The sequence below is a fragment of the Streptomyces sp. NPDC030814 genome, from assembly GCF_055572155.1.
On sequence record NZ_JBVIDX010000036.1, the window covers coordinates 1 to 16,014 of the forward strand.

A 16,014-nucleotide genomic window follows, 5' to 3' on the forward strand; every position below is an offset into this window, starting at 1 on the left:
GCGTCCTTGGCGGCGACCTGCAACGCCCCGGCCCGTACGGCGATCAGGCTGACCTGGTGGGAGACCACGTCGTGCATCTCACGGGCCAGCTGGGCGCGTTCGCGAGCGAGCACGGCCTGCGCGTGCAGGGTCCGCTCGTGTTCCCGGGCCTCCTCGATCTCGGCCAACCGCCGCGCCAGGTCCCGCTGTGCCTGGAGAAGCTGGCCGAAGAGGACCGGGGCCGCGGCCGTAGCCAGGCCGTACACGAGGAACACCAATGTCATGGTCCGGTCGACCTCGGCCAGGGGCCACGGAGTGCTGCTCGCGACGGCGGCCAGGGCTACGCACACGGTGAGGAGACGGCGGTTGCGGGAGCGTTCGGCCAGGGTGAACAGCGCCGCGAGCACAGCGACGGCGACATCCTGCATCAGCGCGACGGGCAGTGTGAGCAGGAACACGACGAGCGGGAACCGGCGCCGGAAGGCCAACGCGGTGCATCCGACAGCCGCTAGCGCGACCTCGAGGCGCGTGGGCTCCCAGTTGTTCAGCCGTACGTCCATGGCCGCCGCGGCCACCAGGGCGAGGTCGACGACCGGCCCGGGAACCCGCTGCCACAGGGCGCGTGCACGGCTCATCCGCCGACCTCCGACCGCAGGCGCTCGTCGAGGAGCCCGGCCCGCTGCGCCAGCAGGGCGGCCTGCACGCGGCTCGCCACGCGGAGCTTCGTCAGGATGGCGCTGACGTGGTCCTTGACGGTGCCGGCGCCCAGGTGGATGCGCGCCCCGATGTCGGCGTTCGACAATCCCTCCGCCACCAGGACGAGGACGTCGCGCTCCCGCGCGGTGAGCAGCCGGACCCGGGCCGCCTCCTCGTCGACGGCCGTCCCGGTGCCGGGGTGGCTGTGCAGCAGCGTCCGCGACGCCTTGGGCGAGAGCACCACACCGCCCGCGGCCAGGGTCCGCACCAGCTGGGCGAGCTGCTCGGGCTCGGTGTCCTTGAGGAGGAAACCGGCCGCGCCGGAGTGCAGCGCGGTCAGGATGTACTCGTCGGCGTCGAACGTGGTCAGCATGGCCACGACCGGCGGGTCCGGCATCGTGCGCAGCTCCCGGAGCACGGTGAGCCCGTCGACGTCCGGCATCCGGATGTCCAGCAGCACCACGTCGGGCCGTTCCCGGCGGCACGTCTCGACGGCTTCGCCGCCGCTCGCGGTCGCGACGACCTCGATGTCCTCGGACGCGCCCAGAATCAGCTGGAAGCCCGAGCGGACCAGAGCCTCGTCGTCCACCACCACTACCCGGATCACGCGCTCCCCCTACTCTTCGTTCATACCGTCCGGCCCATGCCGACTCGACCCTAAAGCCCCGATCGGTCCCGGCGGCCCGCTGAGCTGCAGCTCCAGCCACACGGCGGGGTAGCACCCACCACTCGGCAGGGCCACGGCAGCCTTCTGCCGGATGGGCCGTGATCGGCCGGGCCTCCAGTCTGAGGGCCATGACCCATCATCCGGACTCCGAGCTGCTCCCAGCCGCTACCCCGTCTTCTGGAGGTGAGCGTGGTGAGCCCTCGACCGGTGCGCCCCGAGTTGGCCGGCTGATCGGGCTGGACCTGGCCCGCGGCCTGGCCGTCTTCGGCATGTACGCGGTCCACGTGGGCCCCGCCCCGGCTCAGGGCGGTGTCATCGGCTTCCTGATGGAGCTGGCGCAAGGCCGCTCTTCCGCCCTGTTCGCCGTCCTGGCCGGCTTCGCGGTCGCTCTCATCACCGGGCGCCGTACACCGAGGACCGGCCTGGCCGGCCGCCAGGCCGTCGCCAAGGTCGTCATACGAGCCGTGGTCCTGCTGGCCCTGGGCACCGCCCTGACCATGACCGGCACCCCGGTCGTGCCGATCCTCGCCTTCTACGGACTGTTCTTCCTGCTCGTGCTGCCGCTGTACCGGCTGGGCGCCAAGCCACTGGCGCTCGTCGCCGCGGGATGGGCCCTGGTGGGCCCGCAACTGCTGTACGCGCTGAAGCCGGTGGTCGGCGGCCGCGTGTTCCTCTCCTACGGCCAGGCCGACGGCCTCGTCTCGTTGTTCTTCACGGGCGGTTATCCGGCCCTGACCTGGGTCCCGTTCGTGATCGCCGGTATGGCTGTCGCCCGCTGCGACCTGGCTGCCACGGCCGTCCGGATACGCCTCGCCCTCACCGGCGTCGCCCTCGCCGTCGCCGGCTACGGCGGCTCCTGGCTGGCGGTGCGTCTTGTACCCGGTGCCGCCGAAGCCGTCCGGAAAGCCGAAGAGGGGGCGAGCATGTCGTCCGTGTCGTCCGTATCGCCCGACAGCATCGGCATCTTCGGCGACACCCCAGCCGGGATGCTGGCCTCAGCCCCGCACAGCGAGGCGACTCTGTCCATCATGGCCGCCACGGGTGTGGCGATCCTGGTGATCACCGCATGCCTGGCCGCCATGGACGCCTTCCCCAGGATGCGCCGTTTGGCCAAGCCCGTCATCGCGGTCGGCTCGATGTCACTGACCGCGTACGTCTACCACATTGTGGCCATCTGGCTCCTGGACACCGAGCAATCGGCCGTCCCGCCGCTGTACGTCCTGCTCGGCTTCATCGCGTCCATCACCCTCCTCGCCACCCTCTGGTCCCGCTTCTTCCAGCGCGGGCCACTCGAATGGCTGATGGGCAAGGCGACCGGGATCGCCCGGCGCATTCGATAAAACGCAGCCGGAGAAGCGTGCCCGGAGCCCCTCGCCCGGGTGGGGCGGTTGCGCTGCGAGCCTCACGAACAGTCTGTGGTTCTTCGGCGGCCCTCAAGGCGCTTTAACGGGCGACGCTTCGGCGCCCTGTCTTCAGGGGCTCCTGTTCTCTCTGGTCCGGGTCGGCGGCAATGCCCTTGGGAGTCCCTGGACGGCAGACCTGGCTGACCCTCTGCATCCCAACGACTCGGGCTATCAGAAAATGGCCGACGCCTTCCACCGCGGCGTCCAAGCCGCGGGCAGCGCCGGTTGGCTGAGGAACCCGGCCCCCGCATTCGCACTCGTGCGGTCCGGCACGGCCGGCAAGTGAATGGATCTCAAAGGTGCCGGCACCGCCGACGGGGACCACCGTCCGGGTCTGGACGCAATACCGGTGATTAGGTTGCTTTCCGGCGGTCGGCCTGGCCTTGGTCGGCCCGACCAGGGTCACGCGGGGAGCATCCGGCCGGGGTGGGTTGTGATGCTGGGCGTGTTTGAGCTTCCAGTTGGACATCCTGCGTTTGATGACGCGCGGGCTGGAGCGCAACCGCCGGGGTGACAAGAACCGTTCGCGGATCTCATCCAGGGCCGTGACCAGTGCCCGGGCCAGCCGAGAGGGGGGAAATGCCGCCTGGTCAGTGACGTGGCGGCGGACGACTCGCAGGATGCGGGTGAACGAGACCCGGCCGGGATCATGGTCCGCTTGCTGTGCGGCATGGTGCACAAGGTCCCGCAGGGCGTGGTGCACCAACAGGTAGGCGAAGATCTCCTGTTCGGCCCAGCCGGGGTGCTGGGAGCGCAGGAAGAGACGAGGACCTCCAAGATGGGTCTTGATCTCATCGAGCGTGCTCTCGACTCCCGTCGCTGGGCGTACAGCGCGGCCAGCGACGCGGCCGACGCGGCCTTCGGATCTCGGCTTCCGGCCCGCGTGGTGCTGGCCGTCCTCAAGGGCGACAGCACACTCGCCGCCCCTCTACGGTGATGCCGGACAGCTGCCACCTGTGTGGATTTCCCGGGGCCCCCGCCTGGGGTCAGCGGACGCGGTTCGCCAGTTTGGTGGCGCTGTTGAGGAGGTACTCCAACGGGCCGCGGCGGAAGAAGCGGGACCAGATCCCAGCGAACAGGGTGGCCCCGACCACGAAGCAGAGCAGCAGCTCGAAGGAGGCGGACTGCGGTGGGGTGACCCCTTCACCGGGCAGGGCGAGGATCACCAGGATGTGGCTCACGTAGAGCGTCAGGGACATGGTGCCGACGGCGATGACCGGCGCTGCCAGCCGGCGCAGCACCGGCAGCCGGTCCACGGCCACCGTCAGGCACAGGATCACGGTGATCGCGACTCCCAGGCAGCCGATGAGGTCGAACGTGGAACCGCTGTGCGGCTCCGCCGCCAGCAGCCCCCAGGCGTCGGGTCCCCACAGCCCATTGCCGACCGGCAGGTCGAAGGACCCCTCTGCCATGCCGGGATCCTTCATGGCGGTGCGGTCCTTCAGGACGTCGAAGTCCTTCATGTCAGGCATTCCGGCCATGATCTCCCTGGCACCGCCGGTCAACCGGAGCGCCAGCCACGAGACGCCGTATCCGAACGCGATCAGCGCGGGACCGACCACGGCCAGCCGCCGCCGCACCGCACCGGAGGACAGATCCAGCCGGCCCAGCGCCATACCGGTGACCACGAAAGTCATCCAGGTGATCGCCGGGTAGAAGCCGGTGAGCAGGAAGTCGAACACACCCACGCCGGAGAGGCGCGCGATCGGGTCGTAGGAGTCGATCGTGCTCACGGTCGACTCGCTGAGCAGCGCCCGCAGGGCGTACGCCACCTGCGGCATGACGAGCGCGAGCGCGACCGCGATGAGCGCGAGCGCCCTGGCGCGCAACCGCAGCAGGGGCAGGGCCAACAGGAAGTACACCGCGTAGAAGTTGATGATGACGCCGCCGCCGAAGTCGGTCATCGCCAGCCCGGTCCCCACCACCAGCAGGATCACGGCCCGGATCACGATCCTGACCTTCGCCTGCCGGCCGGCCAGCCCGGTCTTCGGCTCCAGACGGCCGGCGATCAGCACCAGCGAGAACCCGGCGAGGGTGGCGAACAGCGCCGAGGCCCGGCCGCTCGCCAGCCAGACGGCCCAGGTGCCCACGCTGTCGCCGGAGATGGGGAAGGGATTGAAGGGGCCGACGTGCACGGCGAACATTCCGAACACGGCCACCGCACGGGCGAGGTCCACCCCGACCAGCCGCGCCGTCGACGAAGGGCGTTCCGTCGCCGTGACAGGCTCGGGTACGTCCAAGGGCTGGGCAGGCGCCTTGTTGGCGCTTTCGATCTCGGTCACCGGGACAACCTTGCCGAGACGTGGGCGGTCGACCATCCGCCAGGCTTCAGGAGGTGTCCCGCCAGTCGGCCCACCGACCCCCTCCGGTCGGCGGGGGGCAGTCTCGGCCTACATGAACGACTGTGGTCGACGGGCTAGCCACCGGGATGCCGCGGGCCAGCAGGCTCACGACCACAAGATCATGTATCGCCCGGGGTATCGAGCGCCGCCACCACCCGGTGGACCGCCGACAGGGCATGCGCTCGACTGCTGGACCACCGCCGGCGACACCCTGGGCAGCACAAGGAGCGCGGACTGCCGCTGTCCGGCATCATCTGAGACTTCTTCCGCAGGCCGGAGCCGGGCGGCTGGCGTTTCGAGGAGAGCGAGTGGCCCGGCCCCGCGGCGGCGACACCTATCACGAGCTTCGCGCGTCCGGACACGTCGTTCGGGACGCGGAGGGCGGTCTGCTCACCTTCCCGTGGCCACCCGGGAGGCCGAAGAGGCGCCAACGCTCCCGATGGCGTACTGCAACGCCCCCCGGGCACGCGCCGCGCTGTGGCGGCGGCTGAACGCCAACTACGTTCGCTGAGCGTGGAGTGCTTCTGACTTGACTACCCTGTGCTGCACACCCACACGTGGCCGGCCGCTGCGCGTGGCTGGCGAGGACCGGCTACTGTCGCTGGTCCGCTCCGCGTGGGCGGGGCAGCCAGAGGTATGGGGCCCTGCTGCGGTCCGGTGACCCTGCTGCGGTCCGGTGACGTCCCCCACCACCTTCGGCTCCCTCACACGCCCACGCAGTCGCCGCTGATATGGATTCCTGTGTTCATCCGGGAAGGGGGACGACGTCGCAGCCTGGCTCAGCCGACCTCCGTCGAGTACGGGCGCTCTGCGTTTCACCGCGAGTTACGACCTCGGCGGAGATCACCAGCCTCGCCACGTGTGGGCAACCGCCGCTGCTCCTTCGACCAGATGAGGCGGCGAGAGGCATTTGGCCGCCAACTCCGTGGTTCACCAACCTGGGTGTATCCGTCGTGGCCTCAGCCGCATCGGCGGCAGTCGCGCCTTGGCCAGCGCCCAACCCCGCCCCGGGGGCCATGTCCCGGCCCCTGGCCCAGGCATGGCCGGCCACTGCCCGGGCCGCGCCGCGGACGGCAGGTCGGCGACAGACGGAGCTGAGATCAGCCGGCCAGGTCCACTACCGAGGCCCGCAAGGGCTACCCCGAGCGGGCCGAGCGGGCCGTGCAGCCCGGGGTGGGGCAGGAAGCCGAGCCACCCCGACCGAACATCAGCGGATGTACTTGGCGGGTTTGGTGGCGGCGTTGAGCAGATACTCCAGAGGGCCGCGGCGGAAGAAGCGAGACCAGATCGTGGCGAACACGATCGCTGTCAGGATGTACGTGAGCACGGGTACCCAGGACGTCGTGGTGCCAGCGCCGGAAGCGGGCCACGCGGACTGTGCGAGGAAGTGGCCCACGTAGGCGGTCAGGGACATGGTGCCCACGGCGATGACCGGCTTCGCCAGGCGGCGCAGTCGCGGCAGGCGGTCCATCGCCGCCGTCGCGGCCACGATCACGAGGATCGCGATGCCCGCGCAGCCGATGGTGTCGAAGGTGGTGCCGGTGTGGGACACGGCGCCCAGCAGGTCCGAGGCCGACAGCTCGGGCCCGCCGGGTGCACTGCCCATGGAGCCGGAGACCGCGGAGCCGCTGCCCATGGAGCCCGCACCGGAGCCGCTGGAGGGTCCCCCACCTCCGCCGACGTTCCATACCGCGCTCGCGCCGGTCAGCAGCGTGGCCAGGCCGTAGGCGGCTGCGGCGAGACCGGCACCGAGGACGGCCAGGCGCCGCCGGACGACGGGGGCGGACAGGTCGAGGCGGGCCAGAGCCATGCCGGTGGTCACGAACGCCATCCACGTGATGGTCGGGTAGAGGCCCGTCAGCAGCAGATCGAGTACTCCCACGGTGCTGAGCCGTTCCAGCGGGTCGTAGGCGTTGATGCTCTGCTGGACGGAGTCACTCAGCCACATCTTCAAAACGAACGCCAACTGTGGCATGACGAGCGCGATCCCGGCCGCGATGAGCGCCAGTGTCCTGGCGCTCAGTCGTACCAGGAGCAGTGCGAGGAGGAAGTAGACGCCGTAGTAGGCGAGGATGATGATGTCCCCGTACTCCATCGCCAGCACGGTGCCCAGGGCCAGCAGGATCACGGCGCGGATCGCGATGCGGGCTTTCGCCTGTCGGCCCGCCAGGCCGGTCTTCGGCTCACGGCGGCCGGCGATCAGCATCAGCGAGAACCCGGCGAGGGTGGCGAACAGGGCCGAGGAGCGTCCCTCGGCCAGGAAGTACACCCAACTGCCGACGCTGCCCTGGGGGGAGTCCATCGGGGCGATGTGCACGATGTACATGCCGAACACCGCCAGCGCACGGGCCAGATCCACCCCGACCAGGCGCCCCATCGAAGGGCCGCCCGAGACCTGCCCGCCGGATTCGGACGAGGCCTGCGGCGGTGGAGGGGAGTGCTCCTGCGTAGCCGATTCCTCCTGCGGCGGCTTTATCTGTGTCATGCGCAGGATCCTTCGATGCCGTCAGGAAGAGGACCATCCGACAGGCTTCGGTGACACCCCCGCCGACCGGCCGGGACTGTACCGCCGACCGGCGGAACCGCGCCGCGCCGCGCCGACAGGCTGGCGGGCCCGGCCGGCACACTTCCTCTATTTGATGACGGCGTTCGCCACGACGACCGCCAGCCGAGCAACGCGTCCACCATGCCGATCTTCAGGCGGAGTCCCACGTGCGACCGGCGGCGCGGGCCGCGAACAGGCCCCAGGCGAACAGCAGCACGACGTTCACGGCGAAGGCCACGTACTCGATGCTCACCGAGGGCCACCACCCCCAGGCCGGGCCGGGCAGCAGGACCAGGGCCGGTGCCGTCGCCACCACCGACGGCCATACGCTGCCCGTGGTGGACAAGACCGCCAGCCGACTCGTCTTCGACTGGAACACCCTCCGCAACGACAGCACCGATGCCGACGAAGGGCCGGCCGCGAGGGTGCCGGCCGACGGCGAGGCGCGCGGATGACGCCGGACGACGACCAACACTCCACTCACCTGTTCGGCGCCTTCGCGCCTGGAGCGTCCACGGCGCCGGCCCACCGCGGACGCTCGGCTACGGTGACGCCTGTAACGACTTGTCGGCGCCCGGACGCCCCGGTTCGGCGACATGTCCCTCGATGAGGCGATCGCCCGACTGGTCGCACAGATGGGGGAGTTCGGTCCCGGCGTCGTGGTGCATGACTGAGCCCCGGACGGTCACTCCGGTTTGATCCAGGGCAGGTCTGCCGGTGGACAGGCAGATGGCCGTGTTCCGGCTGATCTGCATGTTGGGCGAGCTCTGCCGCGATGCGTTGGCTGCTTGGCTGTTCTTCACAATGGACGTTTCCGCGGAGGCTGAGGGCCAGACGCTCAACAAGCAGGGCTCGATCCGTGCAGGAGCCGGTGCCGTCGGGGGCGGCGGCCTGGGGTGAGGGCGTGAAGGAGCCTGGGTGGAATTGCTCGTCCGGCCCCATGCGCTCGGCGTCACGATCTTGGGCTCGAAGCCGGCGGTGCGGTCGTGCGGCACGTCGATCCCGGCCAGGCCGGTGATCGAGAGTTACACGCCTCGTTTTACAGTCCTAATCCTTGTCCGACATTTTCCCCAGTGATATCTTCGGCGCGGGGCAACTGGGGTGGCGTACGTTAGGCACGGGGGGTGCTTTGTTTCGCATTCTGGCAAACATTGCGCGAGACGCGCGAAGGTGGAAATCACTCGCAGCCGGGGTCAGGACACGCTCTCTGAGTGGGCCACTGCAAGGGCACATCCAACCCGACACCCACTTCTAATCCCAGTCCATCTTGCCGCAGGGGCTTGATTGTCTCCATCCGTCAAAGGATGTCCAAATTGAAGAAGTTACGCAGTGGGCTGCTTGCCCTCGTTCTCGCCCTCGGTTTTGGACTGACAATAGCGACACCTGCGCATGCAGAAAAGCTGGGACCTAGACCCAACTGGGGTGCGTGCGGAGTGTCGACCAGTGAACAAAAGCTGGTCTACCAATTCGGTAGCTTCCCGTTGAACTGTGGCAACGCCAGCTGGGGTTATCGTCACATCAAGAACAGGCACTACGACCAGTTCCAAGGCTTGGCCAGGGCGGGCGGGCTCAACTGGAGCGATCTGGTGCACTGGGCCATCCACTACAACGCCACAGACCCCGACCACGTCATCGTTGAGGGGACTGATGGCTGCCGAGATCGGATGCTGTATCTTCACGACCGTAATGGCCGCTTGGTATGGCAGCAGCGCTTCAAGATGATCTACAGCGCCTACGACGGCCGCGTCATCACCACATATCCCAGCAGCGCGATCTGTAGGCGGTAAATCGCTCTGATAGGACTCCGTTAGGTCTTCCCGTCGGCTCTGTCCGGGAGCATGTTGCGTTGGGTGGACGCACATGAAGTGAACCGAGTTCGGGCGAAGTTGGCGTTGTTCGTGGTGGATGTGTTCGCCTCGGTGCCGCGGAAGGACCAGCGGGCCAAGGGAGCGAGCGTAGCCGACGGTGGCATTGCCCGCGTACGAGGTGGGCGCCGGCGTTCGCTCCCTGATCGCCACGGCCTTTGGGCAGCTGGAGGTGGTGACGGCAGTATCGGTGGACATCAGCCTGTGGATCCACCAGCGCTCTCGAGACGAATAGGTACCGATCAGTCACCAGGCCGGTCGGCCGACCAATAGCGGGCCTCCGTATTGGCCGGAGGGAATGATCTCCGCGCGGGGCCGTTTCGATCGACAAGTGAAATCCGGCCATCAGTCGACCGGTCGAGTCGGATCTCGAGAAGCGACAATGAGATGTCTGATTCGAAGATTTCCTCGATCCACATGGCGATGCGCTTCGCCCGCACTCGATCCTGCGTGTTCTGCGGCGAGCGGGAAAGGCCAGGGATGTCATGCTCATCGAGCTGATTGAAGAATTCCGCGAGAAGATCCAACTCTAATGTGACACGAACTGTTCGATCCTCATCGTACAGTTCGAATGTGCCGGACTTCGAATCCAGGCCAGAAATTCGGTGCCGATGTCCAAGGATTTCGCCAATGTCACTGAAAAATGTTTCTCCGTCAGTCATGTCAACCTCGGCGTTTGATGATGATCCTCAGGATGTGCCGGTTGTCGGAGTAGGTGAGCGAAGGGTCCTGCAAGGGAACGGCCGGTGTCATCGATCAGGATCTGTTATGGAAGAGTACTTTGCACATTTTACGGCGCGATCGGAAGATCTGCGGACGGCAGCGCCGGAGGTTCCGGGGGGAGGGGGGAAGGCCGATGATGGGTGCCCTAGGAGCTGGTGACGCGATCACGGACGGACCTTCTTGAAGCGTCTCCAACACGAGGCCGCGGGCGAGTGAGCGAGGGTGTCGTGCAGGTCGGGACGGCGTTCCCAGCGGACGGCCAGGCGCTTGAAGTGGCGCAGGAGCGAGAAGGTCTGCTCGACGACGTAGCGAAGCTTGCCCACGTCCTTGATAGTGGGGGGCGCTCTTGCGGGAGATCACCCGCAGGATGTGGCGCCTGTGCAACCCGCGCCGGTTGGGGTTGCTGTTGTAGCCCTTGTTGCCCAGAAGAGCGTCGGGCCGCCTGCGCGGAGGGCCCGGCTTCCCAGTGACGGGCGGAATGCCGTCGACAAGCGCCAGCGTCTGGGTGACGTCGTTGATATCGGTCGCGGTGGTGATGACCTTGAACAACTCCAGCACGTCGGCCGCGTGCAACTCGACGAGCAGAACGCGATACAGCTCCTCGAAGACGCCGGCAGCGTGACACCGGCCCAGTCGGCGCCAGCAGGTCTCTCCGGACCTGAACCCCAGCTCCAGCGGCAGCAGTTGCAGGCTGACGTCGTTGTAGAGCTCGTGCACGATGCCCAGAAGGCACAACCGGTCATCCACCGGCTTCGGCCCGGGTGCCTTCTGCGGCCAGGGCGGCAGTAACGGCTCCATCAACGCCCAAAGGTCATCGTCCACAATGGTCGTACTCGTTGAAGTGCTCAGCCAGGTACGGATGCACGTGCTCAGCTTGGTGATCATCAGGATGCCGGTCGTGTGGTGGGAAGGGTTGGACGGTGGGTCATGCAGCCGCCACCTGGCGGCCGTCCTGCGGCTCTGCATCGAGAAGAACGCACCGCTGTGCTTCCTCTGAAGCGAGCCGACCGCTGCACCTCACTTACCGGACATCTCTTAGGGTTGTTCGAAAAGCTGGAGGAGACCGCCGGCTGAGAAGCAGAGGGCGCCGGTGAGGGTGCCCCAGTTGGCGATGTCCGCGTTCATCAACTCGCCGGTGGCTGGGCGACTGTAGGCGGCGAGTGCCGAGACCATGAAGAGGACTGAGCCGAGTTGGTTCACGGCGACGATCCACCAGCCGAGGTCGTGCGGCAGCAGGCGCGGCCGACCGTGGCAGATCTCGACGACGGCAAGGTGCCCGGAGATAAGGAAGAGTACGCAGCCGATCACGTCGGGCGCCCAGATCAGACGGTTGATCTGTTGCACGGTCAGACCTTGCAGGAAGGAGTCGAGAAGGTTGACGGCGAACACCAGGGTGCCGGCGAACAGAATGAACGTGCTCAGCCAGTCGGCCCGCCCTGGCTCGTAGCTCCACCATTGCCAGCGCTGGGTGACCAGGGCGCCTTTGCCCCCTGGCACGTGGCGAGGCGCGTTGATCACCTGGAGCAGGGACACGCAGCCGCCGGTGTTGAAGCACAGGCCGCCGACGAAGTAGATCGACGCGCAGGTGGTGGCGTCGGCGGAGCTGAACTGGGCGACGGCGGCACCCGCAGCGAAGAGCGCTCCGCCGAGGACAAAGGCGGTGGCGGCGATCGCGTTGAGCCTGCGCAGCCGGGCGAGGGCGGTGTCGTCGGCGCTGGCGTGATGGGCGGCAGCCGCTCCGGGAGGGTGGACAGTAATGAGTCCGCGGCGCCGGGCGAGCCGGGATTCCCAGACCGCGGTACCGCCGCCGGGCGGCTGCCAGGTGAGCCGCGTGACGAAGGGGCCGGCGCCCTCGGCGTGCTGCTCGGGCTGTCTCATGTGGGCGGGACGGCGGCAATGCCGCCCTCCTTCTCTGACGTGACCATGATCGTAGCCATTGCGAGGACGCTCAGCAGGCCCGTGATCAGCGCGCACCAGGACGGCGGCCTGGGCCGCCGCGGACCGGTGACCTGTGTTGCGGTAGGTCCTGCCGGTCCCGCAGGCGTATGGGGCGCAGTCTGGTTGTCGGCGGTCCCATCCACGTTCGGGCATGGGCCGTCTCCCGCGTCACTCATGTCATCTCCCCAGTTCACTGAGGTTTGGGCACCGTCGACCACGGATTCCTGATCCTTCATCGACTCTGCCAGAGCTGATGGGAGGCGGCCCGGCGTCGGAGTGCGCCGTTGGTCCGATCAGCGGATGGCCGGGCTTCAGCGCCGACCGGCCGGCTCCTCGTCGCGCCGCCCCGGGATGGGGTACGTCCGCATGCCGAGCCCTCAAACCTTGTCCGTCATGTGCCGCTTTCGTAGTGCGTCGACTCAAGGCGGATGGCGCCCGTCCACCGAGCGAAGATCTCGTCGTTGCCGGGGAGACGGTCGAGGGTAGGGCCGGGTGACGTACAGCATGATGATCTTCTGGTCCGATTCGGAGGGGGGCGGAGCGGATCTCGCGGGCCGCTTCATAGACGCCGTAGCCGCAGATGTCGCAGGCGGACATCCGCCGCCCGGCCGAAGGTGATCGCGGGCTCCAAGTCGATCGCGGGCTCCAGGTGCTGGAAGAGGACTCAGGTCTTCGGGGCCCCCAGCCCACTTCCACGCGTGGAAAGCGGCGGCAGCGGTAGTGGGAGTGAGCGCCCACAGTGGTCGTTCCTTGCGGTGCCCGGTCTCGCTCACTCGCTTGAAGGTGGTTGCTTCGCCGTACCGGCGGGAGTACTCAAGGACGGTGATCGAAGGAGGAGGGATCACCGAGGGCGGTGGGTGGTCAGTCCGGCAGTGGCCAAGAAATTGGCGAGGGGGGCGAGGTTCAGGTTCTTGGTGTCGAGGAGGAGCGAGCCCTTGCCTGTGGGACCCGAGGAGGTACCGGGGGAAGATGTGCAGACGGCCCGCTTCGGGGGCAGCGGCGACGAACTCAGCCCGGCCGTCGCGGGTCAAGTCCCGCGGGAGGAGCGACTCCCCGAGCCAGGCGTCGTTCCGCTCGTCCGGCTCGCCCTCGACACCGGCCGTGGCGTAGTTGTACACGCGGGCGTTCTGGCCGGTGAGGCCCGACTTGCCGCCGCGCAGACCATGACACCGCCCATACGGAAGAGGCTGTTGCCGATCGCCTCGCCCGGGACGCCGATCGCGAGATCGGGGAGCCGTCGCCTTTGGTGTCGCCGGCCGGCACGTCGCTGGGCCGAAGGTGTCGGAGGAGTCCGGCGAGCCGGGCATCCCGGACGTCGCCTGGGTGATCCGTTGAGGCGAGCGGCCGGGGCCGGTGGATGTGCCGGGGAAGACGTACATCGTGCCGCCCTTGCCAGAGCGGCGGCTGACGAGCGTGAGGTCGCCGTAGCCGTTCCGGTCGAAGTCGGTGATGGTGGCGCTCGCCTCCGTCAGTAGGTTGGCTTGGCACCGCAGAGCAGGGGCATCTTCTTGGTTCGTTTCGGGGATGCCGGAGGCGCCCTGGTGGAACCAGACGCCGTCGCCCTGCTTGCCGGAGCCGTGGGCGTCCCGGTCCCGGCCGAGCCCAGCGAATCGGCCGTGCCGTCCCTGTTGACCTCCCCGGACACCACGGCGTACGACTCGATGTGTTCGCCGTCGGCGGGGTCGAGGTTGGTCGCCTTGCCTCGCTTGCCGGACTGGGTGAACGGGCCCCGCAGATACCAGATGTTCCGGCCGTCGACCGCGACGACATCCTGCTTGCCGTCCTTGTCGAAGTCGCCGACGGCGATGTCGTACACGAAGCCGCGGTCGCGGTACTGCGGGTGGTGGAAGCAACTACCCGTTGCCAGGCCGGACTTCGAGGCCCACAGGACGGTGAACGTGCCGTTGTACCGGCCGTCGTTCTCGCCCGGAGCCGGGTTGTCGTCGACGGCCGGGACAGCGCGGCGCTGTCCCGGGCGGTGCGGTGGCGGCAACGGCTTTCAGCCGACGTCGAAGATGTTCGGCAGTCGGAGGAGGTAGCGGGTACGGTCGTGCCGCTTGAGCGCCTCCAACTCGGGGGCCCGGTACAAGGAAGTCACGGTGCACCGCTCTGCGGTCGAGCCGGTCCGTTCCAGCAGGGCGTTGACGGCCTGCCGGGCCGAGGAGTTGGCGCCCTCCATGGTGGCGAGGTCGATGGGAACGGCCACGTAGTCGCCGGCCAGGAAGAAGTTGGGGATCTTCGTGGCCGACCGGGGGCGGTGGTGGAGGGTCCCCACCGGATGGATGAGCAGCTGTTCCTCGTTGGCAGGGTGTGGCGTGCCGAGACCGTCCACAGCCGGGTCCAGGAACCAGGAGTGCAGCACGGAGTCCTTGAGAACCGTGCGTCCACTGTCGTTGAGAGCCGCCTTCAACTGTGCCCACACCTCGCGGGCGACTTCGGTACGGGTGCATTGCTTGGCCGTCTTGCCGTACAGGATGCCCGGGCGGTCCCACTCGGAGACGTCCACGGAGAGGCAGTCCGCGACCGTGCCGTCGCCGAAGTCGGCGGGGAAGTCGTGGCTCGGCCAGTGCTGGGCTTGGGCGATCGCGGTCAGCGACCACGGGGAGTCGATGAGGTCGAGGTGGCCGTGCAGGATCGGCGTACGCTCGGTCAAATAGAACTGGATGCCGGTCATCCAGTCCGTCTCCAGCCGGTCGCACTCAGCCAGTTGAGGGTCGGCGGCCCGTAAGGCGGAGTTCCACGTGCGGCGGGCGTGCTCGACCGGCATCGCCGATATGTAGTGATCGGCGGTGACGGTCCGGCGAGTGCCAGTCGAGTCCTCCACGACAGCTCCGGCGATCGCCCCCTCGCTCAGCACCAGGTCCCGTACGGTCCAGCCGACGCGGAACTCGACCCCGAGTGACCTCAGGTACGTCACCCAGGGGTCGATCCAGGCCTCATTCGTGGGCGCGTTGAGGATCCGGTCCAGTGGTCCGTCCGCCCCGCGCCCGAGGAGGTTGAAGGCGAAGGCCTCCAGCAAGGTGGCGACCGTACGGGTGCTGGCCTCCTCCGCCTTGGTGGCCACGATGTTGCGGGTGATGCCGACGGCGAGGATCCGCTGGTAGTCGTAGGACATCCGTCCGGCCCGTACGAACTCCCACCACGGCGTTCGCTCCCATACGTCGTCGCGGCGCTCGTCGCAGCTGGTGAGGAAAACCAGAAGGCGGTTGGCGAAGTAGAGGGCCTCGTGGAGGGGGAGATTGAAGGCCGTGTCCAGGACTGCGGTGAAGGCGCGGCGGAGCTCGTCGGGGGTGAGTTCGGCCGGGGTGTTGCCGGGCCAGGGCAAGGGGATCCGGATGTCCTCGCGGCCGCCCGACCGCGCGAACAGCATCTCCTTGGGGGCGACGAGGTTGTCGTGGACGCCACCTGGGTTGCCGGGGAACGGAATGCGCCGCATGGTGTCAGGCAGGTTGTGGTAAATGCCGGGGATGAAGCGGAAGCCGTGCTCCCCAGGCAGGGGACGGCGGCCACCCGTGCCGCTGCCCGGTACGTCGATGCTGCGGGCCTTGCCGCCCAGCGCCTTGCGTTCGTAGACCGTGACCCGGAAGCCGCGCTCGGCGAGTTCATGCGCGGCGGTGAGCCCGGCGACGCCCCCGCCCAATACGGCCACGGTCTGCGCTCCCGCGCCATTTTCGGCCGAAGCCGACTGGGGGGTGCCGAGGGCGACCCCGCCGCCGGCGGCCGCGGCCGCACCCAGGAACCCTCTGCGCGTCGTGCCGCTCATCGCCACCCCTTTACCCTCGGTAACATCGGCCGCACGAGGATATGGGCGAGGCCGCAGTCCCGGAAGACGGCCGATGCGACTTCCGTGACTTTG

The 16,014-nt window shown here is 68.2% G+C and carries 14 protein-coding genes and 1 pseudogene; 5 read left to right on the top strand and 10 right to left on the bottom strand.

Annotated elements, in window-relative coordinates; genetic code table 11:
* Together ACZ43N_RS39595 and ACZ43N_RS39600 are read right to left on the bottom strand one after the other, a co-directional pair.
* A partial coding sequence (locus ACZ43N_RS39595; protein WP_468104293.1) for a histidine kinase occupies positions 1-614 on the bottom strand: 614 nt, incomplete at its 3' end.
* Complete coding sequence (locus tag ACZ43N_RS39600) at positions 611-1,270, bottom strand: response regulator (protein ID WP_468104363.1); 660 nt, start codon at positions 1,268-1,270, stop codon at positions 611-613. The genes ACZ43N_RS39595 and ACZ43N_RS39600, both read right to left, overlap by 4 nt.
* A gap of 200 nt (positions 1,271-1,470) precedes the next feature.
* On the opposite strand from ACZ43N_RS39600, the gene ACZ43N_RS39605 reads away from it, so the two are divergent.
* Positions 1,471-2,682, top strand: a complete 1,212-nt coding sequence (locus ACZ43N_RS39605; protein ID WP_468104295.1) for a DUF418 domain-containing protein — start codon at positions 1,471-1,473, stop codon at positions 2,680-2,682.
* Positions 2,683-3,343: 661 nt separating this feature from the next.
* The gene (locus ACZ43N_RS39610) at positions 3,344-3,682 is read left to right on the top strand and encodes a hypothetical protein (protein ID WP_468104297.1); all 339 of its coding nucleotides are present in this window, start codon (positions 3,344-3,346) and stop codon (positions 3,680-3,682) included.
* 49 nt (positions 3,683-3,731) lie between these two features.
* On the opposite strand, the gene ACZ43N_RS39615 is transcribed toward ACZ43N_RS39610, so the two are convergent.
* From ACZ43N_RS39615 to ACZ43N_RS39625, 3 genes are all read right to left on the bottom strand, one after another.
* Positions 3,732-5,027, bottom strand: coding sequence for a DUF418 domain-containing protein (locus ACZ43N_RS39615; RefSeq protein ID WP_468104298.1), 1,296 nt, complete (start codon positions 5,025-5,027; stop codon positions 3,732-3,734).
* 1,267 nt (positions 5,028-6,294) lie between these two features.
* Positions 6,295-7,572, bottom strand: a complete 1,278-nt coding sequence (locus ACZ43N_RS39620; protein WP_468104300.1) for a DUF418 domain-containing protein — start codon at positions 7,570-7,572, stop codon at positions 6,295-6,297.
* 211 nt (positions 7,573-7,783) lie between these two features.
* Positions 7,784-7,945 (bottom strand): hypothetical protein, encoded by a 162-nt coding sequence (locus tag ACZ43N_RS39625; protein WP_468104302.1) that lies wholly within the window; start codon positions 7,943-7,945, stop codon positions 7,784-7,786.
* A 404-nt stretch (positions 7,946-8,349) separates the two neighbouring features.
* Here ACZ43N_RS39625 and ACZ43N_RS39630 point away from each other — a divergent pair, with 404 nt between their 5' ends.
* The 3 genes and pseudogenes from ACZ43N_RS39630 to ACZ43N_RS39640 form a co-directional block, all read left to right on the top strand.
* Positions 8,350-8,532 carry a hypothetical protein gene (locus ACZ43N_RS39630; protein ID WP_468104303.1) on the top strand — a complete coding sequence of 61 codons (183 nt, stop codon included), beginning with the start codon at positions 8,350-8,352 and terminating at the stop codon, positions 8,530-8,532.
* A 533-nt stretch (positions 8,533-9,065) separates the two neighbouring features.
* Positions 9,066-9,419: a hypothetical protein gene (locus ACZ43N_RS39635; protein ID WP_468104304.1), complete on the top strand. Its 354-nt coding sequence runs from the start codon at positions 9,066-9,068 to the stop codon at positions 9,417-9,419.
* A gap of 63 nt (positions 9,420-9,482) precedes the next feature.
* Positions 9,483-9,638, top strand: a pseudogene (locus tag ACZ43N_RS39640) (IS701 family transposase); the annotation flags it as partial.
* A 101-nt stretch (positions 9,639-9,739) separates the two neighbouring features.
* Here the strand turns inward: ACZ43N_RS39640 and ACZ43N_RS39645 are convergent.
* The 5 genes from ACZ43N_RS39645 to ACZ43N_RS39665 form a co-directional block, all read right to left on the bottom strand.
* Positions 9,740-10,159, bottom strand: a complete 420-nt coding sequence (locus ACZ43N_RS39645; protein ID WP_468104306.1) for a hypothetical protein — start codon at positions 10,157-10,159, stop codon at positions 9,740-9,742.
* A 94-nt stretch (positions 10,160-10,253) separates the two neighbouring features.
* Positions 10,254-11,105: a transposase gene (locus ACZ43N_RS39650; RefSeq protein ID WP_468104308.1), complete on the bottom strand. Its 852-nt coding sequence runs from the start codon at positions 11,103-11,105 to the stop codon at positions 10,254-10,256.
* A 150-nt stretch (positions 11,106-11,255) separates the two neighbouring features.
* The gene (locus ACZ43N_RS39655; RefSeq protein ID WP_468104309.1) at positions 11,256-12,098 is read right to left on the bottom strand and encodes a hypothetical protein; all 843 of its coding nucleotides are present in this window, start codon (positions 12,096-12,098) and stop codon (positions 11,256-11,258) included.
* Between the two features lie 1,528 nt (positions 12,099-13,626).
* Positions 13,627-14,151 (bottom strand): FG-GAP repeat domain-containing protein, encoded by a 525-nt coding sequence (locus ACZ43N_RS39660; RefSeq protein WP_468104311.1) that lies wholly within the window; start codon positions 14,149-14,151, stop codon positions 13,627-13,629.
* 6 nt (positions 14,152-14,157) lie between these two features.
* Positions 14,158-15,921, bottom strand: a complete 1,764-nt coding sequence (locus ACZ43N_RS39665; protein WP_468104312.1) for a hydroxysqualene dehydroxylase — start codon at positions 15,919-15,921, stop codon at positions 14,158-14,160.
* Positions 15,922-16,014: the final 93 nt, after the last annotated feature.